Genomic DNA, 26333 nt, shown 5'->3' on the forward strand with positions numbered 1-26333 from the left:
ATAATTTTACCTGACTTAAAACTCAGCCTTTCTCTTTTCAAGAAATGCCGTGGTTCCTTCGGTAAAGTCTTCTGTACCAAAACACCCGCCAAATTCTTCTATCTCTGTATCAAACCCATCTACACCATTTTCATAACCTGCGTTTACAGCATTAATCGCTGCGGCAATTGCCATAGGTGAGTTACGCATAATCTTTCCGCCTAGTTTATTTGCTAGAGGCACTAATTCTTCTTGTGCTGTGATGTGGTTTATAAGTCCGTACTCAAGTGCCGTATTTGCATCTATCATTCCGGCAGTCATAATCATCTCCATCGCACGCCCTTTACCTACTAGTTGTGGCAAGCGCTGTGTACCTCCATAACCTGGTATCACACCTAGACTCACCTCTGGAAGTCCCATACGAGCATTATCACTAGCGATTCTAAAATGTGCTGCCATTGCCAGTTCTAGACCACCTCCCAGTGCAAAACCGTTTACGGCTGCTATAACTGGAGTACCCATTTCGGCAACGTAGTCAAAAAGTAATTCTTGCCCTTTTCTTGCTAGCTCTGCACCTTGCTCTTCAGAGAAGTTTGCAAATTCAGAAATGTCTGCTCCTGCTACAAATGCCTTCTCTCCAGATCCGGTAATGATCACAACGCGTACGTCTGTATCTTCTTCCGCTTTCGCGAAAGCGGTATGAAGCTCCTCTATAGTCTCCTTGTTAAGAGCGTTAAGTTTTGAAGGTCTGTTTATCGTGATAGTCGTGATGCTATCTGAAGTTTCTGAAAGTATGTTATTGTACATAGCTATATGTTAGTTTATAAAAGTCTTTTTTATACGCCAAAAAATGTGACGCTTATACTTATTTATTTTGGGAAGATAACTCTAAAAACTGTGCCTTCTCCCTCTTGTGTTGTAAAGGTAATTGTTCCTTTATAGGTCTCCACAATATTTTTTACCATTGCGAGGCCCAGTCCCATACCACTGGTTTTGGTTGTAAATTTTGGCTCAAAAATCATCGGTAAATTATCTTCAGAAATGCCGGTTCCGTTATCTGTTACAGTTATTTCTACTTGTGTATCTAGGTCGTTTACCTCAACTAAGATTTTTGGATCTTCTGTGGTCATTGTGGCTTGCACCGCATTTTTTACCAAGTTTGTTACTACTCTAATAAGTTGTGTGCGGTCAAAATTTGCGAAAATCTCCTCTTTCGCGGAAGCGAAATCTATATAGCGCTCATTAAAAATATCTACAGAGAGTTTTACGATATTAGGCACATTGAGAATCTCGCTTTGCTGTGCTGGCATATCGGCAAAGTTTGAGAAGGCGCTTGCTATGCTGCTCATAGTATCTATTTGCTGTATGAGGGTACTGCTATATTCCTTTATCTTCTGGTTAACTTCGGGGTCTTCTGGGTCAAACCTACGCTCAAAGCTCTGTACGGTGAGACGCATAGGCGTGAGTGGATTTTTAATCTCGTGAGCTACTTGCTTTGCCATCTCTCTCCAGGCAGCCTCACGCTCGTTTTGCGCGAGTTTTGCGGCGCTGCCCTCAAGTTGGTCTATCATCCCGTTATAAGCGTTTACAAGAGTTGTGAGCTCTGATGGGAGCTCTGTGGTGTCAATTTTCTCGTTGCGCTTATCTAGTTGGGTTTCTTTTATGTTATCCTCTACCGTTTTAAGTGTTTTTGTAATGTATCTCGCAAGAAAATAAGCCAGTAATATTGCGGTTAATACCATAAGGATATTTACCACTACCAGACGCCACAATATCTCACGCAGCTCTTTATTAATAAAGGCCTCACTATCTTCATACTGTATCTCAAGTATGGCGAGTGGTCTATATTTAGGGTCATTTATATAGCTATAAGACAATTGTTGAGACACCTCACCATCCAGCTGATTTACATATCGTTTTTCTTCAGACTTTTCTAAGTTTTCTAAGGTCTCAAGGCATAGTTTTTTTTGTGCAGGACTGTCAAATAATTGATCTGTAGATGATATTAATGGCTCTCCATCTAGATCATACATTGTAAGGTTCTCACCCTGTATGCTAGCAATCTCATATATTTTCTCCTTAAAGATATACGGAATTCTATCTGTCTTGAGCTCCCAGCTGGTGTTGTCTAGTACAAAATCTATCGTCTTTTTTATTGAAGACTCTTTACGTTCTAATCGTTCCTCATTATAGTCTCTTATTTGCTCTTTGTATTGAAAGTAAGTGACAGCAGCAATCATCAAGAAGGCAATCAATACCAATGCAAGCATTGAGGTAAAGATTTTTGTGCCGAGGGATGTACGATTAAAAGTGAGCATTAGGCATCTGGATTTTTATCTTGTATTTTCTTATACAGTTTTATGCCTAGCATCAATAATACTGCCAGACCTACAAGACCTAACATTCCAAAAATCCAATTGGTTGTGCTTTTTGTGACCGCTAGAAAAACAACCGCAAAAAGTATAAGCGTTGCTCCCTCGTTCCAGAGGCGCATTTGTCTAGAGGTGTATTTAAAATTACCCGCTTGAAATGTCTTATGTATACGCCAAGTTTTCCAATGATATAAAAATAACAATACAATAAAAGCAAGTTTAATATGCATCCACGGGGCACTAAAAAGCCCTGGATTTATATAAAACATCAAACTCCCAAAAATCACAGTAAGCACCATAGAAGGGCCTGTAATAATCTTCCATAGGCGGTGTGCCATTAAGCCCAATTGCTTACCAAGTATCTCTTTATCTGGTGATGGTTTTTCACTAGCTTCTACTTGATATACAAAAAGACGCGGCATATAAAATAAGCCAGCAAACCAAGTGACCACAAAAATGATATGTAGGGATTTGAAATAAAGGTAGTATTCTGCCATAATGGTAAAGATACGAAGCAAGACAAAACAATAAAGGCGCAGAATTTCTTCTGCGCCTTTCTAATAAGAATATTACTTTATTTACTCCTTTGCATCTTCTACAAAAAGGTAATCTAACTTCAAGCTATTAAACTCTTCATTAAACTTAGACACCTCTGCATCTAGCATTGTATCAAAGGCATTGAGTTGTGTATTGATTGCTGCCGTAAGTTCATTTTTTACAGCTACGTCTTGGTCTGTAGGTCCAAAATCTCCCATACCTACAAGGCTGTTTAAATGCCCTAATTTATTAGTTAACTTAATAGGGAAGTTAAGTGGGTCTTGACCAGAACGGTTCTTGGTCTGATAGAGTTCTTTCTCAATCTTACCAAACTCTTCCTGCATCGTTTTTGCCTTCTCACGCAGTGCTTCTGTACGTGGGTCGTCTTTATACTGGGCAGTAAATGACTTGAGTTGCTTATTGATTTTTCTAATCTTTTTGATACTCTGATGCGCTCTGTCTACAGATGTATTTACATCAGAAATAAAGTCGTGTTGCTTCTGCATATCTGCCACTGTCGCCTCTGCATTAGGATTTGCAACAATCTCAAAGGTCTCTGTTTGCACATCACCATTTACGTTAAGTGACACTTTATAATTACCAGGTACTGCTTGTGGCCCGTCAAGACTTGCCCACCATAATATCATACCATCTAGACGCTCTGCACCGTCAATTCTAGTATTCCAAGCAAACATATTTCCGCCTTTTTTGGCTTTCAGCTTTTTCTTTGTACTACCTGTACTATATGATTGTAAGGTATCACCCGCCATACTCATATAGGTAAGGGTAACAGTATCCTTTTTCTTATCAAAATCCTTCAGGTTAAAATAAGTCATCACACCACCTGGATGATTAGTTCCAGCTGTAAGGCTCGATCTACCACCACGGCCGCCCATTCGGTACGTTTTCTTAGGTTTAAACAACTTATTTGATCCCGCTTTCGCGAAAGCGGACTGATGCAACATTCCTAAATCATCTATAATCCAAAGGCTACGTCCCTGCGTTGCTACAATGAGGTTATCATCCTTAATCGTAAGGTCTGTAATAGGAACGATAGGCAAGTTAAGTTGGAATGATTTCCAGTTTTTACCATCGTCAAAACTGATGTACATACCCGTCTCTGTACCGGCGTATAATAACCCTTTTTGTTTTGGGTCCTCGCGCACTACGCGTGTAAAATGCTCTGCAGGTATACCACTTGTTATCTTTTTCCACGACTTACCGTAGTCTGTAGTTTTATATAAATAAGGAGCAAAATCACCTAATTTATAACGTGTTCCAGCCACGTAGGCCGTTCCTTCTTCAAAGGCAGATGGCTCCACACTATTAATCATCATATTTTCTGGCATTCCTTTAGGGGTTACGTTTTCCCAAGATTGTCCTCCATTACGAGTTACGTGTACCAGACCATCATCACTACCTACCCATAAAAGGCCTTCCTTAAAAGGAGACTCTGCCGCTGCAAAAATGGTACAGTAGTACTCTACAGAAGTATTATCTTGTGTGATAGGTCCTCCAGAAGATTTCATTTTTTCTGGGTCGTTAGTCGTAAGATCACCACTAATTACTTCCCAGCTTTGACCTTCATTTTCACTCACGTGTACGCTTTGTGAGAAGGTGTACAACCTGTTAGGATTATGCTTTGAAAAGATAATAGGGAAATTCCACTGGAAGCGGTATTTCATATCCTCCACACCGTGACCCATTGGGTTATCTGGCCATACAGATACGCTACGTACCGTGTTTTTCTCGTGGTTTACACGCGTTAAGAATCCGTCGTAGCTACCTCCATACACAATCTCATTATTTTCTGGATCTACAGCTATATGTGCAGACTCACCACCAGCGGTACTCTCCCAGTCATTTTCTGTAATGCTACCACCTTCTGTGCGGTGCGGGATACGTATTGTGCTATTATCTTGCTGCGCTACATAAATTCTGTACGGAAACGCATTATCTGTAGTCACACGATAAAACTGAGCCGTAGGCTGGTTCATATAGGTACTCCAAGAGCGACCACCATCATAAGACACTTGCGCGCCACCATCGTCACCTATAATCATACGGTTAGGATCTTCTGGAGCTATCCATAAATCGTGATGATCTCCGTGCGGTGCGTTATGTGTACTGAAGGTTTTACCTCCATCTGTAGATTTGTGGTAACGCACGTTTAATACATACACGGTATTCTCATCCTTAGTATCTGCATATAGACGTGTGTAATACCAAGCACGCTGGCGTAGCTTGCGCTCACTGTTTATTTTTTTCCAAGTCGTACCTGCGTCTGTAGAGGTGTATAAACCTCCTTGCTCTTGATTTTCTACCATTGCATACAGACGGTTACTGTTTGCTGGAGAAACAGTGATTCCCATAATCCCAAGTATACCTTCGGCAAAACCATCGTTTGTAGAAATCTCCTTCCACGTCTCACCGCTGTCTGTACTTTTCCACACGGCCGATCCTTCTCCCCCAGAACTTAAACTGTACGGAGTCCTGCGAGCATTCCACGTAGTAGCGTACAGTACACGTGGGTTGTTTGGATCTATAATTAAGTCTACAACCCCACTATCTGCATTTGAGAAAAGTGTTTTTCTCCACGTCTTACCACCATCTGTACTTTTATAAACACCACGCTCTTGAGTTGGTTTGTAAATGTTACCTAAAACTCCTGCATATACAATATCAGAATTAGTAGGATGGACACGTATTCTAGGTACGTGACGGCTGTTTTTAAGCCCAGATTGTATCCAGGTTTTCCCTGCATCTTCAGACTTCCAGATACCATATCCAGAAGATACGTTACCTCTTAATGTTTTCTCACCACCACCTACGTAAATCACATTTGGGTCGCTTTTTGAAACCTCAACGGCTCCTATACTTCCTCCAAAATAGCCATCTGAGATATTTTCCCATTCTTTACCACCATCTGTAGTGCGCCACACGCCACCACCAGTACTTCCCATATAAAATAGGTCTGGCTGTCCCGGCACTCCAGTGACGGCAGCACTTCGACCACCTCGGAAAGGGCCAATGAGTCTATATTCTAAAGCTTCGTAAGTAGAGGGGTCTGGTGTTTGTGCAAACGTATCAAAAGATAATACTGAGCACACCGCCAGTAATAGGTAGCATAATTTTGTCTTCATTTGGATTGTGTTTGTTATAGCTAAGAAAATTACACAATTCTCTATGAAGTAAGAAGCAAGGATGAATTTTTAACGCTTTCGCGAAAGCGTATACCTTATAATCTCTATAAAATTAACGTCATTATTATCATCTTAATAACGAAGCAAATAAGACAAGTAATCCTCATCTCGACGAAGGAGAGATCACACTTCAATCTCAGAAAATCTATGAATACCCAACGGCTCACGGGTGTTCGATTTCTCGACAAGCTCGAAATGAAAGAGATACGTTTTGGAGTGCTTCACTTTTTCGCGAAAGCGCAGAAATATTACTCTTCTATTACCACAAGATTATTTTTTACATCACGCCTTAAAAAATAGCCTGTTACCACGGTAGAAAGCACATCTGCAATAGGAAATGCAATCCATACTCCCCAAACACCAAAAAAGTTAGGTAATATGAGTATAAGCGGGATTAAGAAGAAGCCTTGTTTCGTAAGGCTGAGCAGTAAAGCTGGTATCGCTTTACCTATGGCTTGAAAATACACAGCTCCTATTAACTGTATTACAATTACAGGCGTCGCGGCAAAGACAGTGCGTAGTGCATTAGGGGTGCGTTCCATCAACACTTTATTATCTGCTACCGCCTGGGCTTGTGCATTACTATCGCTTATAAACCAAGACACAAAAAAATCTGGTACCGTCATAATGATTATAAAAATAGCTAGTGCAAGACCGCCTGCATAGAGAATGGAAGTCTTAATGGTTTCTCGCACGCGCGCATATTGGTTTGCTCCATAATTATAACTAGCGATAGGCATAAATCCTTGTGTGACCCCTATCACGGGAAACAATGCAAACATTAACATCCTGCTTATAATCCCGTAACTAGCGACGTCTAGGGCGTCACCATAATTGATAAGTACATTGTTAAGTAATATAGTGAGCACAGAAATTACTCCTTGTCTTGCAAGTGTTACAGAGCTCAAACCAGAAATTTCTGAAACAATTTTTCTTGTAAGCACAAGGCATTTAGGTACAATTCTGAGTTCGCTCTTGAATATGAAAAACCACACAATAAAAGCAAAACACACCGCATAACTCGCAAATGTTGCCCAGGCAGCGCCTTCCATCCCATACCCTAGTACATTAATAAGGAGGTAATCCATCCCTATATTACCTATGGCTGGGAGAATCATCGCATACATCGCAAACTTGGGTTTACCCTCTGCTCGTATCACGTTGTTACCCATCATACACATTGCAAGCATTACAATACCGTAAAGTACAATGCGGTAATAGGTGAGCGCCATATCTTTAAAAGAATCATCTGCTCCAAAAAACTCGATGAGCGTATTTTGAAAAACGAGTCCTAGAATTGCTAGTAATCCAGATACTAAAAATGTGAGTGTTATTTGATTACCAAAAACTCGAAGCGCCTTATCATCATCACCAGAACCTAAGGCTCTAGACAGTACAGAACTGCCACCTATACCTACGGCAAGGCCTATAGCTGCTATAAAAAAGGTTACGGGTATAACTACTGTAATGGCACTAATGGCAAGAGGACCTATCCATCTTCCTACAAAGATGGTGTCTACAATCATATTAAGTGACATTACAAGGATTCCTATAGACGCAGGAACGGCTTGCTGTACGAGCAACTTTGATATGGGTTGTGTGCCTAGGGTTGTAGATCTTTTAGTGCTCAAAATATGTATATACTCTATTTTATAAAGTGATTAAATGTTATCAAAGTTTTAACGTAAGCTAGGTAATGAATTTTTTACTTTTGACAAATACAAAATGCTGTATTACAGTAAATTAAAGCCTCCCAAACTTATCGCCAAATGAGCAATTTAATTCAAGTCAAAAATCTTCCTTTTGCAACTATTGAGTTTTATAAAACTTTTATAATATGCAAAATGAAAGAAGGAATCGTATTAGATATTAAAAAAACTATAGACCTTCACGAGCACTCTCGCTCATTTTACAACGGGCTTAAGTACGGTTTCATCTTTGACAGAACAGTAGATTTTACAATAGACCCCATAGTCTATATGAAATGCCCCTACTATCCAGACATTAATGCTTTACATATTGTAGCAGACAAAATAACTACAAAAAAAGTAATTCATTTTGAGCAAAATTTTACAAAGTACCCTATCAAACTATTTAAAACACTTGATAATGCCATAACGGCTATAAAAGAGGTTGAGTTTGGTGCAAAATCAACTTATATAGAATCAGGAGCATCTTCGGCCATTAAATAGAATTAGACTGATCACTAAGCAATAGCCTTACCAGTCTCTACAAGCGCCCATTCATTTATCCACCCTGCAACGACACCTGCCCAGTCATCACGATCATTTATACAAGGAATGGTATGGAAGTCCCTTCCTCCAGCCTCGTGAAAGATTTCTTCACCCTCCATCGCAATTTCTTCTAGCGTCTCAAGACAGTCTGATACAAATGCTGGTGTTGCAATTGCCATTTTCTTAAATCCTTCTTTACCCATACGTTCTATTGTACGGTCTGTATACGGCTGTAACCACGGGTCAAAACCTAAACGTGACTGAAAGGATGTAGAGTATGTAAGTGGCTCCATACCTAAATATTCACCTACTAGTCTTGTGGTCTCATAACACTGGTGACGATAGCAAAACTCGTGCGCCTTAGATTGTGACATACAGCAAGAACCATCTAGTTTACAGTGCATACTCGTCACATCACTCTTACGTATGTGCCTTTCTGGTACACCGTGATAAGAAAATAACAGATGTTCATAATCTACACCTTTGAGGCTATCTGCAATAGAGTCTCCTAGCACCTTGATATACTCTGGCTTGTTGTAAAATGGTTTTACATCTGTAATCTTCATCTTAGGAAAAAACTCAGCACGTATCTCTTCGGCTAGTACTAAGATGGTTTCTGTAGTTGCCATTGCATACTGAGGATATAATGGTAATAGCATTACATCATCAATCCCTTGATCGTGTAATTTTTGAAGTCCTTCTTTTATAGAAGGTGTACCATATCGCATTGCGATTTCTACAGGGAGTTTTGTGTGGCTTTGCACTTTTTTCTGCAAGCGTTCTGTAAGAACAATTAACGGTGATCCTTCATCCCACCATATCTTACTATAGGCCTCTGCACTCTTTTTAGGGCGTGTGTTTAAAATGATACCTTTTACTAGCAATGCTCTTGCGGCATAAGGAACATCTATTACGCGCTCGTCCATTAAGAACTCGCCTAGGTATTTTTTTACGTCTTTTGGATCTGTACTATCTGGTGATCCCAGATTGACCATTAAAACTCCTTTGTTCATTTGTTGGCAATTTTTCTTTAACAAAAATAAGGCTTAACCTTCTTTTAAATGTTATGATTGTTATAAGACTTTGTGATAATGGTATTAGTTTTTACGCTTTCGCGAAAGCGTACCTACCCCAAGCTCATTAAATACTTTTTTGGAGTGGTACCAAATTTCTTTTTAAAAGCAGCTATAAAGTGACTCGCTGTGCTATAACCTACTTTAAGACCTACCTCATTTACATTATGGGATCCCGTCTCTAGCAACTGGCGTGCGACTTCCATCTTATAGTCAAATAAGAAACTAAACACAGAGTCACCATAAATCTGTTTAAAGCCTTCTTTTAATTTACTTAGTGAGAGACCTATCTCATCTGACAATTCGCTTAGTGTTGGTGGTGCATCCATTCTTGCAATGATTATTTGCTTAGCACGCTTTATTTTTTGCACATTATCCTCATCTACTAGAAAAGGGCACTGTTCTATATCTACATCTGCCGGTCTATTAAAGTAGAGGCTTAATAGCTCGTAACTTTTTCCCTTAAAATACAATTGCATAATAGAAGGGTGCAAGCTGTAATTCATTAACTGGTTAAGTACAATCGCCATACTAGGTGAGATGCTGCCGTCCTTGTAGTACTTTCTATCTTTATTTTCATCACTTAAGAAGTGCATAAAATTTGCCTCGCTTGAAAATAGGCTATGAAATTTCTTGATAGAGATAATGACACTCACAAGCCAGGTCTCTGGGGCGAGTTCAAGATTCATAGGTAAATCACGCTGCGGATTATACAGCAACAGCGAGTTCTCATCTGTAATAGAAAGTTGATAGGCTCCATTATTAAAATTAAACATCGCAGAGCCCTTGATACAAAAATGAAACTGTATAAAGCTACTATCTACTTCTCGCTCCACTTGCCTCACATTAGCATCATTGTTATCAAAACGTAAGACATAAAAACCGTCTTCTATTTTAATCTCTTGAAGCAAACCTTGAGCGTTACTTTTTATATTTAATTCCATTTTATTATTCTCTTTTTTATTTAGAATCACTCTAAATTAAGACAGGCATATTCCTTTGCTACTAGCAGTCATAGCGATAGCTTACACAAATTTACGATTTATTACAGTCTTGATAAACCGCTCTCGACACAAATGATTCTTCTAGCGTTATTTTTTAAGGATAGTGACCTTTATTTTTGCACTCCCTCATATTTGGGATACAAATAGAATTATACTTTTGAAGAGAGAGCAACAGTTTTATGCCATAGGTCTGAGTTACAAAAAAGCAGACGCGACCACGCGTGGGCATTTTGCAATATCAGAAACAGCACAAGCCGCCATACTTAATGGCGCTCGCGATGAAGGCGTTACGGCTCTTACCGTAATATCTACTTGTAACCGTACCGAGTTATACGGGTTTGCACCAGACGCGATTACACTAGTAAAAATTTTATGCGAGCATACGCACGGAACTATAGAAGAGTTTCTAGACGTAGCCTACTTGCACAAGGGAGATGAAGCCATTGCTCACCTATTTAAAGTAGGTACTGGTCTTGATAGCCAGATACTAGGCGATTTTGAAATTATAGGTCAGCTTAAGATAGGTTTTAAGCGCTCTAAAAAACTGCAACTTATTAATCCTTTTATGGAGCGATTAGTAAACGCCGTTATACAAGCCAGTAAGCGCATTAAAAATGAGACCGAGATATCAAGTGGTGCAACTTCGGTGAGTTTTGCAGCGGTGCAATATATAATGGCACGCGTGCCTTATATGTCAGAAAAAAATATTCTTCTTTTTGGTACTGGTAAAATAGGTCGCAACACTTGTGAAAATTTAGTGAAGCACACTAAAAATGAGCACATTACACTCATTAATAGAACTAAAGAAAAGGCAGATAAAATTGCTGGTAAATTTAACTTACTAGTAAAAGAGTATGCCCAGATAGAAAGTGAGATTGCACAAACAGATGTACTCGTTGTAGCCACAGGAGCTCAAAAACCTACGGTAAGCAAAGAGATTATCCATTCTAAAAAGCCGCTTCTTATACTAGATTTATCGATACCTAAAAACGTATCTAATGATGTAGAAGAGCTAGAGAATGTCACACTCATACATCTAGATCAATTATCAAAAATGACAGATGCCACACTTAAGCGTCGTCAAGGATATATCCCACAGGCAGAAGCCATCATAAAGGAAATTACAGATGAGTTTAACGCTTGGTTACAAACCAGAAAGTTTGCTCCTACCGTAAAGGCTCTCAAGGCAAGACTTAAAGAAGTACAAGCTGCAGAGCTAGAAAATGTACGCAAGAAAACTCCAGATTTTAGCGAGGCGACGGCAACAGCTATGAGTGATAAAATCATTCAGAAAATCACAAACCAGGTAGCACATCACCTGCGTCACGCAAATGGAGAAACCGAAGAAAGCATTGCCTTAATTTCCACTATTTTCCAACTAGATCAACATAATGTCTAAAACGATACGAATAGGTACTCGAGACAGTGAGCTCGCTCTCTGGCAGGCAAAAACAGTTCAAAAACAACTAGAAGATCACGGCTATACCACAGAGCTCGTACCTGTAAAATCTACAGGAGACCTCATACTTGACAAGCCGTTATATGAACTAGGTATCACCGGTATTTTTACAAAAACACTAGACGTGGCAATGCTCAATGGTACTGTAGATATTGCCGTGCATAGTATGAAAGACGTCCCTACGGCATTACCTATAGGGATTGTGCAAGCTGCAGTATTACCTAGAGCAGAGACCGAAGATATTTTAGTGCACAAAGGCGCGCCAGATTATAAGCAAGCCTGCACCATCGCCACAGGTAGTTTAAGAAGGCAAGCCCAGTGGCTCAATCGCTACCCTAACCACAAAACCACAGATATACGTGGTAATGTAAACACACGCTTACAAAAGCTAGAAGAAAGTGACTGGACGGGCGCCATTTTTGCAAAGGCAGGCCTTAAACGCATCAATGTACTTCCAGAAAATTATGAAGTACTTGACTGGATGATTCCTGCGCCGGCACAAGGAGCTATGCTCGTAGTAGCAATGGAAGAAGATGCATTTTCTAAGGAAGCTTGTGCAAAGCTTAACGATCGCACAACAGCATTATGCACACATATAGAACGTGAGTTTTTACGCACGCTAGAAGGCGGTTGTACCGCACCCATAGGTGCACTGGCACAAGAAATAGATGGAGCCATACGTTTTAAGGGAGTCCTTTTTTCACTAGACGGCGCGACAAAGATTGAAGTTGAGCAAGTAGTCTCAACAGAAAATGCACTAGGTTTTGGTACAGACTGTGCGCTAGAGGTTCTTGATAATGGTGGTAGAGCATTAATGAAGGAAATCAAGAGTAGCTTGAAAAAATGACCGTGCTATCCACAAAAAAACTAAAGCCTAACCAGCGAGAGCTACTTCTCAATGCAGGCTTACAATTTGTGGAATATGATGGGATACGTACACAAGAGGTTGCTTTTACGCTTTCGCGAAAGCTAAAAAATATCATTATCACCTCTCAAAATGGAGTACGCGCTTTATGTAACAACCTTTCTAGTGAGCAATTAGAAAGTATAAAAAGTTGTTTTGCTGTTGGCATAAAAACAACAGCACTTCTAGCCGAAAATGGCATAAAAGTGACAAAAACAGCTCAAAATGGAGAAGAATTGGCTCGTTTTATAGCCCAAAACCATAAAAACGAATCATTCACTTACTTCTGCGGGAAACAGCGCAGAGATGAGTTACCTACATTACTCAAAGAAAATAATGTAGCGTGTGAAGAGGTGGTGGTTTATGAAACTCATCAAATAACACAGTCTTTTGACCGTACATTTGATGGTATATTATTTTTTAGTCCGAGCGGTGTTAACGCTTTCGCGAAAGCGAACAAAAACACACGTACAATAGACAGCATAGCGTTTTGCATAGGCGAGACCACTGCCACAACGGCAAGATTACACTTTAAAAAAGTAATCGTATCTAATGCAACAACTATAGAAAGCACCATTGCTAAGGCGGTGAAAATATTGAAAGAAGAATCTAGAATATAAGCGTCTAGAAAAACATAAAATTGTCCCCTCGAGCGCAGTCGAGAGGTTCATTATAAGAGTACAATTAAGTTCTCGACTGCGCTCGAACAGACCTAGAGATATGAGCATAAAAAACGACCTATTTTTAAGAGCACTTAAAGGAGAAACTGTAGACCGTCCACCAGTATGGATGATGCGTCAGGCTGGAAGATACCTTCCAGAATTTATGGAAATCAAAGCAAAGTATGACTTCTTTACACGCTGCCAGACTCCTGAGCTTGCGAGTGAGATTACCGTACAACCTATACGTCGTTATGGGATGGATGCCGCTATTTTATTTTCTGATATTCTAGTGATCCCTCAGGCAATGAATATCGATGTAGAAATGAAGCCTAATGTAGGGCCGTGGTTGCCTAACCCTATACGATCTGCAAAAGATGTGGAGCAAGTAATTGTTCCAGATATCGATGAGACGCTAGGCTATGTGATGGACGCCATTAAGATGACTAAGGAAAAACTCAATGACGAGATTCCGCTTATAGGTTTTGCAGGATCACCGTGGACGATACTTTGTTACTGTGTGCAAGGTCAAGGGTCAAAAAACTTTGACAAGGCAAAGGAGTTTTGTTTTACACAACCACTAGCTGCGCACGCTTTACTTCAAAAAATCACAGATACTACTATTGCTTATCTTAAGAAAAAGGTAGAGGCTGGTGTAAATGCAGTACAAGTTTTTGATAGCTGGGGAGGGATGCTCTCACCGGTAGATTATCAAGAATTTTCTTGGCAATACATACAGCAAATTATAGATGCTCTTAAAGATGAGGCACCGGTTATTGCCTTTGGAAAAGGGTGCTGGTTTGCACTTGATAAAATGGCGAAGTCTGGAGCATCTGCACTAGGTGTAGACTGGACGTGCTCTGCACGTAACGCTCGTTACCTTACTGGTGGTAACATCACGCTACAAGGTAACTTTGACCCTACTCGATTATTCTCACCACCTAGCGAGATTAAAAGAATGGTGCACGAGATGATTAATGCCTTTGGTAAAGACAAGTACATTGTAAATCTTGGTCACGGTATTTTACCTAACATTCCTATAGAAAATGCAGGTGCATTTATAGAAGCTGTAAAAGAATACAAAGCATAATGAACGTCTGGGCTGTTGTCAAATCTATGGATTTTAAACAGCTGTGGAGCCTTTTTTGGCTCAGTGCTCGCCATCCTCGTTTTGTGATTCCTACTATAAGAGGGACGCGCAAAACGGTTGCTATATGCAATAAATATTATGGCAAAAAGCAGCACCTCAACGGCCCAGAAAATGCTTTTAGACACGCCTTGTGGAATATGCTTATTGTGCATCTTAGTGTGCAACGAGGCTTGCCACTGCAACGCTCGCTGGCGTGGGCAAAACGGTTTACAGACTGGCACGAAGATTTTTCGCCTAATGCACCTTTAGAACGTGCGATGGATTTGCATAACAACCGCGTGGGGCGCGACCTCATTACAAACCTTTGCGGGCAAGACGAAGAGCAACTGGTAGCGCAACTACTGGAGATGGTCCCGCTTTCGCGAAAGCGTACTACCTTAAAAGAAATCAAGCGTTGTGATACGACACTAGTTCACTTAGAGTGATAATTTAACCATATGTAAACAGGCTATGGAACGCAAAACAAATACTTTTGAGTACAATTTCTAGCTATGAGAACATTCTACAACAAGCTGAGTTTACGATACATCGCACTTAAAAGGAGCTGGACGCCGCAACAAAATTTATTTTATGGTTTTCTCACATATGTTTTAGTAGGAACTTTGCTCCTAAGCTTGCCTTGGTTACAAAAGACAAGTGCCTCAATACTAGATCATCTTTTTATTGCGACCTCTGCAGTGAGTACTACGGGGCTGGTTACGATGTCTATTTTTGACTCATATAACGTAGGAGGACAATTTGTTATAATGGCACTTTTCCAGCTGGGAGGCATAGGCTACCTAACCTTTACTACATTTATGCTGTTATCTACTACCCATAAAATAACACCCTGGCATAAAAGTATTCTCAATACAGAGTTTACATTACCCGTTACTATACGTATCAAAGACTTTTTAAAATCTGTAATACTGTATACGGTTATTATGGAGGTACTAGGTGCCATACTATTCTTTATTGCTTTTAAGGCAGATGGTATGGGTACGGGAGAGGCAATCTGGTCATCTATCTTTCATAGTATAAGTGCCTTTTGTACCGCTGGTTTTAGTCTTTTTAATAGTGGATTTACACCTTACGTAGATAATGGACTCATAAACTTTACCATATCAATGCTCGCTATTTGCGGTTCTCTAGGTTTTATAGTAATCACAGACGTGGGCTTATGGATAAAAAACAGAACACACTCCCTTAGCTTTACAACAAAGATTGTTACAATAGGGTCGCTTATACTTCTAGCTTTTGGATACTTATTTTTTTACTTCTTAGAGCCTTCCATCACAAGTCTGAGTGGCTCTGCTCGTGTAAGTGCTGCATTTTTTCAATCTATGACTGCGATGACTACAGTAGGTTTTAATACTGTTGACTTTGGTACATTTATATTACCTATGTTACTCGTGACTATATTTTTGATGTACATAGGCGCCTCTCCTTCTGGTACAGCTGGAGGTATGAAAATTACCACACTTACTGCCGTATTTGCCATAATGAAAAGCCGACTAAAAGGATCTAAAAATATCACCTTCTTAGGAAAACGCATTCCTTATGAGCGTCTATACATAGCAACATCGTCTTTTATATTTTATACAACACTTATTTTTGTAGGGACGTTTGTACTCACCTTTTCAGAAGATTTTGATTTTGAAAATATTTTATTTGAAGTTGCTTCTGCACTTGGTACCGTGGGTGTGAGTACAGGGATTACTGGAGATTTAAGCAGTATAGGTAAGATTATTATCATAATCCTTATGTTTATAGGTCGACTAGGTGTACTTACCTTTGGCCTCGCTATTTGGTCAAAAAGAATCACAAAGGAAGACAGAGAAGTTCTCAAAGAAGATATAGCAGTATAATATGATAAAAGGCATCTTAAACGGATTACAGACGTATAAATCATCATTTGGTTTAATTTCAAAGCTGGGGCTTTGGAAGTATTTTGCTATCCCAATGGCTATAAGTCTTATTACCGCCTCAATGATTGCAGCATCTGCCTGGGGCTTTTCTGATAATATAGGTCACTGGGTAGAGCAAATCTGGCCTTGGGAAACGGGAAGACACGCCTTTTTTATTTTTGCAGAGATTGTGAGTGCACTGCTTATCATTGCTATAGGTCTTATTTTATATAAGCACATTATTATGGCACTAAGTGCGCCATTTATGAGCCCAGTTTCAGAAAAAATAGAGGCTCACCTCAAAGGAGAAAATCACACACACAGAGACACCTCAAATACTGAACAACTTATACGAGGTATACGCATAAACGTGCGTAACTTGGGACTAGAATTGCTTATCACGCTACCTATCTTACTGCTCAATTTTATACCAATTATAGGGAGTATTGCTGCCACTATTTTACTATTTCTTACACAAGCTTACTACGCAGGTTTTGGTAATATGGACTACACACTAGAACGTCATTTTAAGTATAGAGAAAGCGTAGATTTTGTAAAAAGAAACAAGGGCCAAGCCATAGGTAATGGTATTGTATTTATGCTGTTTCTTATCATCCCACTTGTGGGAATTATACTCGTTTTGCCCATCTCTGTTACTGCAGCAACGGTACAAACCATAAAACTGCTTGACAAGGATCACCACACTAGCTTGACTGCATAGGTCACCACCTAAAAAATATATAATGAAAGAACAATTTGTAAACTACATACTCAATCTTCAAGATCAAATTACTAGCACACTAGAGCAACTAGATGGTAAGGCAAGCTTTCAAGAGGACAACTGGAAACGCCCAGAAGGCGGTGGTGGTCGCACCCGGGTGATTGAAAACGGCAATATCTTTGAAAAAGGAGGTGTAAACACATCACAGGTGCACGGCGAGCTACCAGAGGCAATGCAAAAATACTTTGGCGTAGAGGATGCAAATTTCTTTGCCTGCGGTCTCTCTCTAGTGCTTCACCCTAAGAGCCCTATGGTGCCTACGGTGCACGCAAACTGGCGTTACTTTGAGATGTATGACAAAGAAGGAAACATTGTAGACCAATGGTTTGGTGGAGGGCAAGACCTCACTCCTTATTACCTTTTTGATGAAGATGCAACGCACTTTCACCAGACGTGTAAAACCGCTTGTGATGCACACGATGCCGATTTTTACCCAAAATACAAAGCACGTTGTGACGAGTATTTTTACAACGCACATCGCAATGAAGGTCGCGGTATAGGAGGTTTATTTTTTGATTACTGCAAAGCTACCGAAGAACGTTCTATGCAAGACTGGTACAACTTTGTGACCACTGTGGGTGACAGTTTCTTAGACGCTTATGTACCTATTGTAGAACGTAGAAAAGACACCGCTTTCGCGAAAGAAGAAAAAGACTGGCAAGAAGTACGCCGTGGTCGTTATGTAGAGTTTAACCTCGTACACGATAAAGGAACCCTTTTTGGTCTAAAAACCAATGGCCGTATAGAAAGTATTTTAATGAGTCTACCACCAGTAGTACAGTGGAAATATGACCACCACCCAGCACCTGGAAGCGAGGAAGAACGATTAATTAACATATTACAGCAACCGAAGGAGTGGGCTTCTTAATAATTAAAACTACTTATTGGTCATAAATTACTGCGTGTGATTTATGGCTAATGAAGATTTACATTTTCGCGAAAGCGAAAAACCTTTTACCTCCAGATAGCGCTCGTCTTGGTTTTAAATCCGCCTTTGGTATTTAAGTAGTGAAAACGTGCTTTTAAGAGTCGTTTTCTGCCTTCCCTCGTCCGCGTGAATGTGAGCCTTGCATTTTCTGAAATATAAATTCCCCAGAAGTTAAAAAAGAGCAAAGCATCTTTTTTATTTCCTGCAAAGAGTTCTGGTAAGGGATAATAATTTGCAAAGCCAAACTTACGCTGCCACCACCCAGACTGCTCAATCATATAGCGTGCATTATCTATAGGCGTGAGAAGTTCTTCCATACACTTTACAAAAAGGATTTCTTCTTTGGCAGTAGCTCCTGTAAGAAAGCAAGAGACGGCACCATTAGGTAGATACTCTACACCTAGTTTTAGAGCTTCTAGTTGCGTGGTGATGTAGTATTGCTCTCGTAGGCTTTTAAGCACGACTTGTCCCATTTTATAGACTAGTTTATCTACACGTCCATATTTTAAGTACAATACGAGCGTTTTATATGTCTTAGGCGCCAGTACCATTGCAGCTGTGCCTAGCACTGCATATATAAAAAAGCTCATCCCTCTAGAGAAGTAAGCTCCTGCATTATTGATAATAATCTCGGGTACGGTAATCGTGAGTAAGGCTCCTAGCTGTAGTATTCCATATTTTACAGCATCTTTATAATAGACGCTCTTTTTTTGTAACGGCTTCCCCTTAGGTTTAAAGTCTAGTTTCAGTTCGCGCACTAGCAGTTTTCCCGTACCTATAGCTTGCTCCCATCGCTGTTGTATCGCACCCCTATTTCCCGCAAGGGTACACATTTTACTATTTAATACATCTTTTTCTAAAATAGTGGTAGGTAGAGCAAACCGCTCTGCTCCATTTTCTATAAAGGGAGTTCCCTCTAGTGACACACCACAAAAAGCATCAAAGCGTCGGGTTAACTTAGCCACATCTTCCCCACCACCATCTATAGTGGGATCTATACAAGCAAGATGCCAGATAGAAGCCACCTTATCTGGATTACTAGGCTGTACTCGTATAGCTCTACCTCGCATCTGGTTAGACATTACAAAAGAACTCACGTAAGAGGCAAGTACTAATGTATTTATAGCTGGCGCATCCCAACCTTCTCCTAGTAATGCCGCTGTGCCTAATAGTACCTCTATATGACCGTCTGTAAAGAGAGCCGTCATAAGGCTCACCATCTGGCTTTTTACCTTTTCTCTGGGACGTATTATCACAAAGGCTGTATCACCTAAGGCGTCGTGGGTAAAATCATCACTATCTGAGGTCTCTGTAATTTGTGCTACCAGTGCTTTATGTACTATGATAATGGTACCTGTGAGTACGGCAAGTTTTTCTAGCTTATCCTTACCCTGCCACCTATCTGGATGTTGTTCAAGTGAGTATCGCAGATGGTGAAAGATAGGTATTACTCCTAGCTTATTTATTGTGTCAAGCGCCTCTATAGGGGTGTCTATAAACTCCTTACGCACATAATCTGTAAGTATTACAGCACGTAGATCGCTTCCCATTTGAGCACTTTCAAAATCTATAATCTCTCGTATGCTCTTGAGCTTATTAGGGCTTTGCGCTAGTGATTTATATAATTGCTGCTCGCCTTTAAAGTTTACACGTTTTTTATCAAAAGCGCCTACCTTGCGCAGTGTCTTCTCAACAGTAGCGAGTACCTCTTCGTCTTCATAATAATCTTCTCGGCCATCTACTAGTAGGGGTTGCAATAACTTTTCTGCCCACTCTTGATTAAAGGTGGGAAGCTTTTCTTGCGTAAGATCTACACCTAGCAAATCTATTTTTACCTTGGGAATTTTATACCCGCGTGCGTTGAGATAAACAAGTGAAGCTATATAAAAACTAGGGTCTTGATAAATGATCTCAAGATGTTTTCCTGGTGTTTTATATACTGGGAGATTTATAATAAAACTGCCAAACTCACTATTTTCAACCAGCTCATCTATAACTGCTTTTGCCTTAACACGATAGTCTAAAATGTATTCTATTTGTGCAGCATCTGGCTTAGAAAAGTATATATAATCTTGGTGTGCACATAGGTTTCCCTCTTTAACCAGCTCTGGTACGCTTATCTCAATATCTATGGGTCCACAAAGCTGAAAATACTTTGCTATCTCTGCTTGATCACTATCATATGGCGGTGTTGCCGTGAGTGCGGTAATGGTGCACTCTGGTAGTTCTTTAAGTGCAAAAAGTGGTTTCCACCACTCGTTTTTGAGGTGATGGGCTTCGTCTAGTACGATGTTTTTTATTCCCGCTTGCGCGAAAAAATTAAGCATACGTTCCATATCTCCTTCCATTTCATTTTTGGCAAATGCGTGTAATGATTGATAAGTTGCAAAGGTGATATGTGCAGGTTTTTTTATATTTCGCGAAAGCGGAATCGTACATTTTTCTTGCTCGATAAAGCACTCAAACATACGCTCCTCCCACTGGTTGCGTATCGTGATAGTAGGTGCGAGCACAAGCGTGCACTTATCTACACGACGCATCATCTCAAGACCAAGCACAGTTTTTCCCGAGCCTGGTGGGGCAACTACGTGCAAGTGATCATCTGCAATGTGATCTTGAAAATCTTTTAAAAATCGCTCCTGATAGGTGCGCCAGGTATAAATAAATTGAAAGGCTTCTTTGAGCAAAGGAAGGCGATATTTAAATTGGTAAATTTGTAATGCAAAATACGAGGTTTAGATAGATATTGAAACCCGATTTATTTAAAATCACACACCTATTTACCTCAACACATAGAAGATAGAACGATGCTTATAAGAAACCGAAGACTACGCAGCAGTGAGGCTATGCGCTCACTAGTAAGAGAGACCTATATCACTCCAAATGATTTTCTTGTACCGCTTTTTGTGGTAGAAGGAAAAGGGGTAAAGCAAGAGATAGACTCTATGCCAGATTACTATCGCTACAGTCTAGACTTACTTACTAAGGAGGTAAAAGAGCTCTGGGCAATGGGACTTAAAGCCGTGCTTCTCTTTGTAAAAGTACCTGATAACTTAAAAGACAACTCTGGTACCGAAGCGCTTAATGCAGATGGCCTAATGCAACGTGCTATAAAAACCGTAAAAGACGCCTGTCCAGATATGCTGGTTATGACAGACGTTGCACTAGATCCTTACTCAAAATTTGGTCACGATGGTGTGGTAGGTAATGGTGAGATTGTAAATGATGACACCACAGCCATACTTGCCGAGATGGGATTGAGTCACGCTCGCGCTGGTGCAGATGTACTTGCGCCAAGTGATATGATGGATGGCCGCATTTTTGAAATGCGCACCTTGCTAGAAGACGAAGGTTTTTATAACACTGGCATTATGAGTTATAGTGCAAAGTATGCAAGCTCTTTTTATGGCCCTTTTCGTGATGCTCTAGACAGCGCACCAGTAGACTTAAAAGATATTCCAAAAGATAAAAAAACCTACCAGATGGACTTTGCAAATCGTGACGAAGCGATTAAAGAAACCCTGATGGATATAGAAGAAGGTGCAGATATCGTGATGGTAAAGCCAGGACTATGCTACCTAGACATTGTACGTGATTTACGAGAAGTTGTAAATGTACCGATAGCTGTATATCAAGTAAGTGGTGAGTATGCAATGCTCAAAGCCGCTGCCGAAAAAGGATGGCTAGACCACGATAGCGTTATGATGGAACAAATCACAGCCATAAAAAGAGCTGGCGCACAAGTAATAGCTAGCTACTTTGCAAAAGATGTAGTAAAGCTACTTGGGTAATGGCATATCACCTTGCACAGCTCAATGTAGCCCGTATGAAGGGTGTCTCTATAGAAGATCCAGAGATGAAGGACTTTAGAGATAATACAGACCGTGTAAATGAGCTAGCCGAAAGTTCGCCAGGGTTTATATGGCGTGACGTTATAGATACCGAAGCCGCACCAACTCCTAATGCGCTTAATGATGAGCAGGTGCTTATTAATTTTTCTGTGTGGGAAGATGTGGCGTCACTAAGAGAATTTACCTATAAAACCTTCCACAGTGCGATTATGAAACGCCAGAAAGAGTGGTTCCAAAAATACGGAACAGCACACTACGTACTCTGGTGGATTGAAGCAGGCACAACACCTACAGCGCAAGAAGGACTAGAGAAGCTCGAGTTCTTACAAAAGCACGGCGCAAGCAAAGAAGCATTTACTTTTAAAGAGGTTTATGAGAAGCCAGAGTAGATGATGAAAAGTAATACATCTGTCATATATACTGTTGCTCTATTAGGAATTGTTTTGCTAGGTTATATCCTCTGGAATATTGATTATGAAGATGAATCATCTTACTCAGGTACCGAGTGTGCAGGACCTGGAATCCCTATTGACTATATAGTGTCCTCACATCGGCAAGAGTTATCGCTTATTGAAGAAGAAGGAAAACTCTTGTTCAAAGCGAATTGTGCGGCTTGCCATAAACTATATAGACCAATGACTGGACCAGCACTCTATCAAATCAGTAATGTTGTCGAGAATGATACAGTATTCAACGAATATATCACAGGAAAAACGAGGCCTTATTTTGAGAGAAAAACAGATAAGTTTTGTCTGACATTCCCTGATTTATCAATTGCTCAAACAACTGCAATCTTAAAATATACAGATGTTGATTAATAAATTTACGCTTTCGCGAAAGCGTAAAAGCACTTCTACTATACTCTCTTTTTCCATACATTTACATAAATAGCAAACTAACTATGGGTCAACTTTTACTTTGGGCAACGATTTCGATATTTTTTTCATTCTTGTGTTCTATACTTGAAGCTGTACTTCTAAGTGTGACACCTACATTTATAAACATCAAAAAAAGTGAAGGCAAAGCCTACGCCGAAACTCTTGAAGAACTTAAAAAAGATGTAGATAAACCACTTATTGCAATCCTTACCTTAAACACACTTGCACACACCGTAGGTGCAATGATGGTAGGTACTGTAGCTGCAGATTTATACCCAGAATTTGTTATAAACTTAGGCTTTACAGAGATTAATTTTCTTGGTTTTGTCTCTGCAATAATGACCTTACTTATCTTAATTGCTAGTGAGATAATACCTAAAACAATAGGTGCAAAATTTTGGAAATCTCTAGCAAACTTCTCTGCAAAGACACTTAAGATAATGGTGCTACTTTTAAAGTACACAGGAGTATTATGGTTACTACAACTTTTTACTCGTATGGTAGGTGGCGGTGGTCATCACGAGAGTGTGCTAAGCCGTGAGGACTTTACTGCAATGGCACAAATGGCGGGTGAAGATGGCGTTTTTGAAGAAAGTGAATCTAAAATTCTTAATAACCTTCTTACCTTTAAAGAGGTACTTACTAAAGATATTATGACGCCACGTACGGTTATAAAAATGGCAGATGCAAATACAACCGTTGCAGACTTTTTTGAAGAAAACCAATCGCTGCGTTTTTCTAGAATTCCAATTTTTGAAGGAACACGTGATCACATCACTGGTATTGTTTTAAAGAGCGAGGTATACCGTGAGATGGCACTAGATAATCACACAACAACTCTTAAAGAGATAGAACGTCCTATTTTAATCACAAAACGTAATTTGCCTATTCCAGATCTTTTTGAAGAACTTATTTCTACAAAAAATCATATTGCCCTAGTGGTAGATGAGTATGGTACAATGAGTGGTCTTGTCACTATGGAAGATGTTATAGAAACCCTTCTTGGACTAGAGATTATGGATGAAAGTGATAGTGTAGCAGACTTGCAAACGCTAGCACGTCGCAACTGGCAAAAAAGAGCTAAAGCTCTAGGGCTTTATGATGAGAATAGTGCTAAAAGCTAGTAAACCCACCACTTTATGCGGTTACAATATGTTTGTTTCTAATATTACGTACTAGTACGCTTAAAAACAGTGATACATCATAAGGCTTTACTAGAATGTCATCCATTCCTGCTTTATAAATTTTATGTCTTATCTCTTGTATCTCTACCGCTGTTAAGGCTACTATAGGAGTAGTCTTATCAAACGTTCTAATTTCTTTTGTGGCCTGTATACCATCTTTTCTAGGCATATGGATGTCCATAAGTATGAGGCTATATTCTTGATTTTTTACCATCTCTACGGCCTCTACACCATCACTAGCTAGACTACATAATAAACCTTTGCTCTCAAGAAGTTTTTGAGTGATTTTTTGATTAATACGGTTATCATCTACCACAAGGAAATGAGCATCTTGTAGTGTGTGTACACTTTCTGTCTCTAACTCCTCATTTGGTGTAATAACTTGACGCGGTAACACTGTACTCTTAGGCTTTTTAAATTTTATGACAAATGAGAAGGTTGCTCCTTGCCCTTCATCACTTTCTAGTATAACCTCACTGTTATATAATGCGAGCAGCTTTTTTACAATAGGTAAACCTAAGCCTGTACCTTGATAATTATAGTTTTTATTTTCTACTTGAGTAAACTCTTCAAAAATGGTGGCTTGACTACTCTTAGGGATACCTATCCCATCATCTTTTACAACAAACAAGATGCTATGATGCCCATCACTAGTATATGCCTGCTGGTGGATATTAATCCATATGTTACCATTCTCATTAAACTTAATTGCATTACCTATAAGATTCATTAGTATTTGAGAGAGTCTTACAGAATCTCCTTGAAGCTCGTTAGGCACCTCGGGGTCAATATGCAAATGAAGTTTGTTGTTATTTTGCTCAAGGCTAAACTCAAAGGAACGGGTAATGCTATGTAAGAGTGTTGTAAGCTTAAATGGTGCGTGCTCGAGTGTAATATCTTTTGCTTCCATCTTGCTCATAAGAAGTACATCATTGATGAGCGCAAGCAAATAATCTGCAGAGAATTTTAAAGACTTTAAATCGTCACGATGTGTCTTGATCTTTTTATCTTCAAGCAAAATGGTGGCAATACCTATGACCCCATAAAGCGGAGTGCGTAACTCGTGACTTATGGTAGAAAAAAACTGCGTTTTTAATTTTGAAAGTTCTTCGGCTTCATTTTTGGCTCTCGTAAGTTCAATATTTTTTTCGCGTAGGCGTACACTATAATTTTTACGAGATTTATACATCGTGTAGATGATAAATAAACCTAAGAGTAAGAGTATTGAAGCGACTATAAGTACGGTATTTGCTTTACGTGAACTCGCTGCTAGAATATCTGTAAGGCTTTTTTCTTTCTTAGTAATTTCTAGTTCGCGTTTATTTGCTCTGTAGTCAAACTGAGCGCTAGCAAGTCTTATTTCTTGTTGGGTTTCATTTTTATAGAGCTGGTTTGCAAGTAAGAGTTGTCGCTTCGAGTGATAATATGCCTCTTCAAATTTTTTCTCTTGCTCATAAAGTCTCGCTATCTGTTGTTGTGCTTGTTCTTCTTCGGCGATGAGTTCTTGTTCGAAGGCGATATCTATAGCTTCTAGCAGGGATTCTTCGGCTAGAGTGCTTTTATCTTTTTTAATGTAATATTTACCTAATAGTGTAAGAATTTGTGCCCTTGGTTTAAAATTGAGTGTATCTCTTAGGCTCATCATTTTTGCCTCCATAAGGGCAGGGTACGCCATTGCAATATTATCTCGTGTAAGATACATACGGCTCAACTCTATATATGACTGGAGGGCATCATCTCTAAGATTGAGCTTAGTATAAGTTTCTATACTTTTTTTAAACAGTGTGGTAGCTCTTTTTTCAAACTCGGGATATACGCTATATGTTTTACCTAGATTACTATAGGAGATGGCAAGAAGGGTGTCATTTTTAGATTTTTGCGCCATTTTTAAGGCACGTTCAAAGGCCTCGTGGGCTTTAGGCGTATCTTTAAGTGTGAGATAAATATCACCTAATAGCGTAAATCCTTGAAATTGTTTTCTTGAGTTTTCTTCTATTTCTGAGGAGTTGAGTAACTCATCTAGTGTTTTTATAGCACTCGTATATTCCTTTTTTTTGAGCTGCTCTCTTGCAAACTCTATACTATATACCCTCTCCTCATCATTAGCCTGAGCACGTTCTTGCCCATAGACCGCTTGACTAGATATAAATATAATAGGGATTATAAATACTCTTAATAGACGCATATGCCTGCCTTAAAACCATCAAATGTACTGACTTACAGCGCAATATACAACACACTTAATCCTTAT

The 26333-nt window shown here is 39.6% G+C and carries 22 protein-coding genes; 13 read left to right on the forward strand and 9 right to left on the reverse strand.

Going from position 1 to position 26333, the window contains the following annotated elements:
• Window positions 1–15 precede the first annotated feature (15 nt).
• The 5 genes from I597_RS02540 to I597_RS02560 all read right to left on the reverse strand — a co-directional run bounded on the left by I597_RS02540 (window position 16) and on the right by I597_RS02560 (window position 7722).
• The gene (locus tag I597_RS02540; RefSeq protein ID WP_035326045.1) at window positions 16–786 is read right to left on the reverse strand and encodes an enoyl-CoA hydratase/isomerase family protein; all 771 of its coding nucleotides are present in this window, start codon (window positions 784–786) and stop codon (window positions 16–18) included.
• A 62-nt stretch (window positions 787–848) separates the two neighbouring features.
• Window positions 849–2249, reverse strand: a complete 1401-nt coding sequence (locus I597_RS02545) for a sensor histidine kinase (protein ID WP_052112018.1) — start codon at window positions 2247–2249, stop codon at window positions 849–851.
• A 47-nt stretch (window positions 2250–2296) separates the two neighbouring features.
• Entirely contained in the window at window positions 2297–2848 is a 552-nt protein-coding gene (locus tag I597_RS02550) for a CopD family protein (protein WP_035326049.1), read from the reverse strand.
• A gap of 81 nt (window positions 2849–2929) precedes the next feature.
• Window positions 2930–6031 (reverse strand): WD40/YVTN/BNR-like repeat-containing protein, encoded by a 3102-nt coding sequence (locus I597_RS02555; protein ID WP_035326051.1) that lies wholly within the window; start codon window positions 6029–6031, stop codon window positions 2930–2932.
• Window positions 6032–6339: 308 nt separating this feature from the next.
• Entirely contained in the window at window positions 6340–7722 is a 1383-nt protein-coding gene (locus tag I597_RS02560) for an MATE family efflux transporter (RefSeq protein ID WP_035326053.1), read from the reverse strand.
• Window positions 7723–7935: 213 nt separating this feature from the next.
• Here I597_RS02560 and I597_RS02565 point away from each other — a divergent pair, with 213 nt between their 5' ends.
• Window positions 7936–8283: a hypothetical protein gene (locus I597_RS02565; protein ID WP_035326054.1), complete on the forward strand. Its 348-nt coding sequence runs from the start codon at window positions 7936–7938 to the stop codon at window positions 8281–8283.
• 14 nt (window positions 8284–8297) lie between these two features.
• On the opposite strand, the gene hemH is transcribed toward I597_RS02565, so the two are convergent.
• Both hemH and I597_RS02575 read right to left on the reverse strand, forming a co-directional pair.
• Window positions 8298–9338 (reverse strand): ferrochelatase, encoded by a 1041-nt coding sequence (gene hemH, locus I597_RS02570; RefSeq protein WP_035326055.1) that lies wholly within the window; start codon window positions 9336–9338, stop codon window positions 8298–8300.
• Window positions 9339–9451: 113 nt separating this feature from the next.
• Window positions 9452–10342 carry an AraC family transcriptional regulator gene (locus I597_RS02575; RefSeq protein WP_035326056.1) on the reverse strand — a complete coding sequence of 297 codons (891 nt, stop codon included), beginning with the start codon at window positions 10340–10342 and terminating at the stop codon, window positions 9452–9454.
• A 211-nt stretch (window positions 10343–10553) separates the two neighbouring features.
• Here I597_RS02575 and hemA point away from each other — a divergent pair, with 211 nt between their 5' ends.
• The 8 genes from hemA to hemF all read left to right on the forward strand — a co-directional run bounded on the left by hemA (window position 10554) and on the right by hemF (window position 18109).
• Window positions 10554–11801, forward strand: a complete 1248-nt coding sequence (hemA, locus tag I597_RS02580; protein WP_052112036.1) for a glutamyl-tRNA reductase — start codon at window positions 10554–10556, stop codon at window positions 11799–11801.
• Window positions 11794–12708 (forward strand): hydroxymethylbilane synthase, encoded by a 915-nt coding sequence (hemC, locus tag I597_RS02585; RefSeq protein ID WP_035326057.1) that lies wholly within the window; start codon window positions 11794–11796, stop codon window positions 12706–12708. The genes hemA and hemC overlap by 8 nt, the downstream gene beginning before the upstream one ends.
• Window positions 12705–13385: a uroporphyrinogen-III synthase gene (locus I597_RS02590; RefSeq protein ID WP_035326059.1), complete on the forward strand. Its 681-nt coding sequence runs from the start codon at window positions 12705–12707 to the stop codon at window positions 13383–13385. The genes hemC and I597_RS02590 overlap by 4 nt, the downstream gene beginning before the upstream one ends.
• Window positions 13386–13485: 100 nt before the next feature.
• Window positions 13486–14514, forward strand: a complete 1029-nt coding sequence (gene hemE / locus I597_RS02595) for a uroporphyrinogen decarboxylase (RefSeq protein WP_035326061.1) — start codon at window positions 13486–13488, stop codon at window positions 14512–14514.
• A 26-nt stretch (window positions 14515–14540) separates the two neighbouring features.
• Window positions 14541–14999, forward strand: a complete 459-nt coding sequence (locus tag I597_RS02600) for a DUF6973 domain-containing protein (RefSeq protein ID WP_152594956.1) — start codon at window positions 14541–14543, stop codon at window positions 14997–14999.
• A gap of 66 nt (window positions 15000–15065) precedes the next feature.
• Entirely contained in the window at window positions 15066–16421 is a 1356-nt protein-coding gene (locus I597_RS02605; protein WP_035326063.1) for a TrkH family potassium uptake protein, read from the forward strand.
• A 1-nt stretch (window position 16422) separates the two neighbouring features.
• Window positions 16423–17181 (forward strand): EI24 domain-containing protein, encoded by a 759-nt coding sequence (locus tag I597_RS02610; protein ID WP_013750544.1) that lies wholly within the window; start codon window positions 16423–16425, stop codon window positions 17179–17181.
• 22 nt (window positions 17182–17203) lie between these two features.
• The gene (gene hemF / locus I597_RS02615; protein ID WP_035326064.1) at window positions 17204–18109 is read left to right on the forward strand and encodes an oxygen-dependent coproporphyrinogen oxidase; all 906 of its coding nucleotides are present in this window, start codon (window positions 17204–17206) and stop codon (window positions 18107–18109) included.
• A gap of 86 nt (window positions 18110–18195) precedes the next feature.
• On the opposite strand, the gene I597_RS02620 is transcribed toward hemF, so the two are convergent.
• Window positions 18196–20856, reverse strand: a complete 2661-nt coding sequence (locus tag I597_RS02620) for a DEAD/DEAH box helicase family protein (protein WP_035326066.1) — start codon at window positions 20854–20856, stop codon at window positions 18196–18198.
• 120 nt (window positions 20857–20976) lie between these two features.
• Between I597_RS02620 and hemB the strand changes: the two genes are divergently transcribed.
• From hemB to I597_RS02640, 4 genes are all read left to right on the forward strand, one after another.
• Window positions 20977–21960: a porphobilinogen synthase gene (gene hemB, locus I597_RS02625; RefSeq protein WP_035326068.1), complete on the forward strand. Its 984-nt coding sequence runs from the start codon at window positions 20977–20979 to the stop codon at window positions 21958–21960.
• On the forward strand, window positions 21960–22409 hold the full coding sequence (locus I597_RS02630; protein WP_035326070.1) for a DUF3291 domain-containing protein: 450 nt from the start codon (window positions 21960–21962) through the stop codon (window positions 22407–22409). Before hemB ends, I597_RS02630 begins: the two co-directional genes overlap by 1 nt.
• A complete protein-coding gene (locus I597_RS02635) occupies window positions 22410–22838 on the forward strand; it encodes a c-type cytochrome (RefSeq protein ID WP_035326072.1) in 429 nt (142 codons plus the stop codon).
• 83 nt (window positions 22839–22921) lie between these two features.
• Window positions 22922–24022 carry a CNNM domain-containing protein gene (locus tag I597_RS02640; RefSeq protein WP_035326074.1) on the forward strand — a complete coding sequence of 367 codons (1101 nt, stop codon included), beginning with the start codon at window positions 22922–22924 and terminating at the stop codon, window positions 24020–24022.
• A 13-nt stretch (window positions 24023–24035) separates the two neighbouring features.
• Here I597_RS02640 and I597_RS02645 read toward each other — a convergent pair whose 3' ends face one another.
• Entirely contained in the window at window positions 24036–26267 is a 2232-nt protein-coding gene (locus I597_RS02645) for a tetratricopeptide repeat-containing hybrid sensor histidine kinase/response regulator (RefSeq protein ID WP_035326076.1), read from the reverse strand.
• Between the last annotated feature and the right edge of the window lie 66 nt (window positions 26268–26333).

Source organism: Dokdonia donghaensis DSW-1 (assembly GCF_001653755.1).
GTDB lineage: Bacteria > Bacteroidota > Bacteroidia > Flavobacteriales > Flavobacteriaceae > Dokdonia > Dokdonia donghaensis.

Excerpts from the sequence above, each read along its gene's own strand:
- I597_RS02540 (WP_035326045.1), bottom strand. The coding sequence starts at position 786 with ATGTACAATAACATACTTTCAGAAACTTCAGATAGCATCACGACTATC.
- I597_RS02545 (WP_052112018.1), bottom strand. The coding sequence starts at position 2,249 with ATGCTTGCATTGGTATTGATTGCCTTCTTGATGATTGCTGCTGTCACT.
- I597_RS02550 (WP_035326049.1), bottom strand. The coding sequence starts at position 2,848 with ATGGCAGAATACTACCTTTATTTCAAATCCCTACATATCATTTTTGTG.
- I597_RS02555 (WP_035326051.1), bottom strand. The coding sequence starts at position 6,031 with ATGAAGACAAAATTATGCTACCTATTACTGGCGGTGTGCTCAGTATTA.
- I597_RS02565 (WP_035326054.1), top strand. The coding sequence starts at position 7,936 with ATGAAAGAAGGAATCGTATTAGATATTAAAAAAACTATAGACCTTCAC.
- hemH (WP_035326055.1), bottom strand. The coding sequence starts at position 9,338 with ATGAACAAAGGAGTTTTAATGGTCAATCTGGGATCACCAGATAGTACA.
- I597_RS02575 (WP_035326056.1), bottom strand. The coding sequence starts at position 10,342 with ATGGAATTAAATATAAAAAGTAACGCTCAAGGTTTGCTTCAAGAGATT.
- hemC (WP_035326057.1), top strand. The coding sequence starts at position 11,794 with ATGTCTAAAACGATACGAATAGGTACTCGAGACAGTGAGCTCGCTCTC.
- I597_RS02590 (WP_035326059.1), top strand. The coding sequence starts at position 12,705 with ATGACCGTGCTATCCACAAAAAAACTAAAGCCTAACCAGCGAGAGCTA.
- hemE (WP_035326061.1), top strand. The coding sequence starts at position 13,486 with ATGAGCATAAAAAACGACCTATTTTTAAGAGCACTTAAAGGAGAAACT.
- I597_RS02600 (WP_152594956.1), top strand. The coding sequence starts at position 14,541 with ATGGATTTTAAACAGCTGTGGAGCCTTTTTTGGCTCAGTGCTCGCCAT.
- I597_RS02605 (WP_035326063.1), top strand. The coding sequence starts at position 15,066 with ATGAGAACATTCTACAACAAGCTGAGTTTACGATACATCGCACTTAAA.
- I597_RS02610 (WP_013750544.1), top strand. The coding sequence starts at position 16,423 with ATGATAAAAGGCATCTTAAACGGATTACAGACGTATAAATCATCATTT.
- hemF (WP_035326064.1), top strand. The coding sequence starts at position 17,204 with ATGAAAGAACAATTTGTAAACTACATACTCAATCTTCAAGATCAAATT.
- hemB (WP_035326068.1), top strand. The coding sequence starts at position 20,977 with ATGCTTATAAGAAACCGAAGACTACGCAGCAGTGAGGCTATGCGCTCA.
- I597_RS02630 (WP_035326070.1), top strand. The coding sequence starts at position 21,960 with ATGGCATATCACCTTGCACAGCTCAATGTAGCCCGTATGAAGGGTGTC.
- I597_RS02635 (WP_035326072.1), top strand. The coding sequence starts at position 22,410 with ATGATGAAAAGTAATACATCTGTCATATATACTGTTGCTCTATTAGGA.
- I597_RS02640 (WP_035326074.1), top strand. The coding sequence starts at position 22,922 with ATGGGTCAACTTTTACTTTGGGCAACGATTTCGATATTTTTTTCATTC.
- I597_RS02645 (WP_035326076.1), bottom strand. The coding sequence starts at position 26,267 with ATGCGTCTATTAAGAGTATTTATAATCCCTATTATATTTATATCTAGT.